We start from the raw sequence: 1,775 nt of genomic DNA, 5'->3' as shown, positions 1-1,775 counted from the left end.
GTTCATTGCCTATTCAACTTTACTGATGAAGATGTGGTTGTAGCTTTTGATGAAGCAATTGCTGGAAAGGACTTCAAAGAATTGAACAACGCTTTAGCTACCACTGATATGAAGAATATAGAGTTGAAAGCTTGGGAATATAAGTTGTTTTATAAGAACTAAGAGACTGAGAGTGATTAAGAATTAAATAGCTTCTAAGATAAACTAACCAGCATGACCGTTTCTTCTCAATAATTAGCACAGAATTTCACGGTAAATTCCCATACGTAAAAAAAATCAAGAATTTGCTGCTCCGATAAACTCTATATTCAGATTGTTTAGCCATTCATATTTTTGATTTACGTACTTACTTGTCATTTCTAAAATCAGTGGTAGCGTTCTTTTTTTCTTTAGTTGTACGGATATTTTATTTTCTTCGATTCTGATATCGCCTGAATTCTCCAAAAACTTATCATAGATAGTCTGGGCTGAATTATGTGCATATCTATCTGTATCGGAAACGAATAAACGAAACAGATTGTGGGTAACAATGCTCATTGTTAAATCGAAATCTACTTTTATTACCATAGAGGATGAGACCGAATTGAGATGAAAAAAGGATATTTGTTCTGAAATGGATTTTTCCACGATCCAGCGTCTGGCATACTTTCTGACTATTTGTTCTTTTGACACCTGAAAATCGTTGGTAATGATGATTGCTGGTTTTATTTTACCATGCCCGGTAATGCATATTTGCCTTATATCTTTATTGTATCCTTTTAAAAATATGACCTCATCAATGACCTTTACGGCTGCTTTTTTATTACCGGCTCTCTCTATGCGTATGGTTTTCCAGCTACTTTTAGGTAATGAGTTTAATCTCTCAACGATGTTGCTTCCTCTTCGGCGTATTGTTATAAACCTCACATTATCGTCATCAATCTTGGAAAGGTTTTCATAATTGGTGAATTTACTGTCGAAAACCAAGTACTTCAAATCCCTCTTTCCTCTGAAATCTTTACCATAAAAATCAATAAATTCCAGAACGACATTACTTTCCGTCTTGTGCATCACATTAGCATGTCCGTAATCAATTATGCCACTATCGGGATCTTGTGCCAGTACGGCAAGCATACTCGCTAGTGCTTTAGAACGTTTACCTGACCAGTTGTTTTCCAAATGGTCATTCTCTCCCCAATAAGGGATGGTTGTAAAGTCTAAATTAGATGTGTCTCCTAAAAGCCCTAACTTTTGCCAATTAGCGTGAAGAGCTTTCAAAAACTTAAAGTTCATATCTGTTGTAACCCTGTGTGAATAAGATGAAAACCATGCAGCTTTAGGCAAAACATTAAGCCCTGCAAACAGTCCTATTCCTCTGTCCATACACCACAAATCGTCAGCAGTGTAACGCCGAACATTCGAAGCTTTTAGCGCTATAAAGGCGAGAATGGAAGAGACTTTACTTATTTGAGAAGTCTCCGGGAAATCTGATGCTTCGATAATTTCACTAATTCCATATTTTTTGATGTATGGCAGCAAACAAAGGATTCCGGCAGATGCACTTTTAAAACTCTCTGGAGCAAAAGTTAGGGTAACTGTTTTTTCAGCTTTAAGCCCTGTTGCCACTAAACTTTGCTTTATTAGTTTCTGGCGCCTGGGCAAACGTGCAAACCCTTGCTCACGTATAATGTTGTAGATGGATTTTTCGGAGATTTTGAATCCTTTGCTGTCAAGGGCCACTTTAATGTCTTCAACTGAATAATACTTTTTACGCAAATTGATAATAATCTCTCTGC

The 1,775-nt window shown here is 36.6% G+C and carries 2 protein-coding genes; one reads left to right on the top strand and one right to left on the bottom strand.

Translation table 11 applies throughout. The features are described 5' to 3' along the window. On the top strand, positions 1 to 162 hold a 162-nt coding region (locus tag GXZ13_00515), incomplete at its 5' end, for a hypothetical protein (GenBank protein ID NLX74329.1). Positions 163 to 276: 114 nt separating this feature from the next. Here GXZ13_00515 and GXZ13_00510 read toward each other — a convergent pair. Then, positions 277 to 1,755, bottom strand: a complete 1,479-nt coding sequence (locus GXZ13_00510) for a transposase (protein NLX74328.1) — start codon at positions 1,753 to 1,755, stop codon at positions 277 to 279. Between the last annotated feature and the right edge of the window lie 20 nt (positions 1,756 to 1,775).

This window comes from Synergistaceae bacterium (genome assembly GCA_012728235.1).
Classification (GTDB): Bacteria; Synergistota; Synergistia; order Synergistales; family Synergistaceae; genus JAAYFL01.
This window is presented reverse-complemented; position numbering and strand designations above follow the sequence as displayed.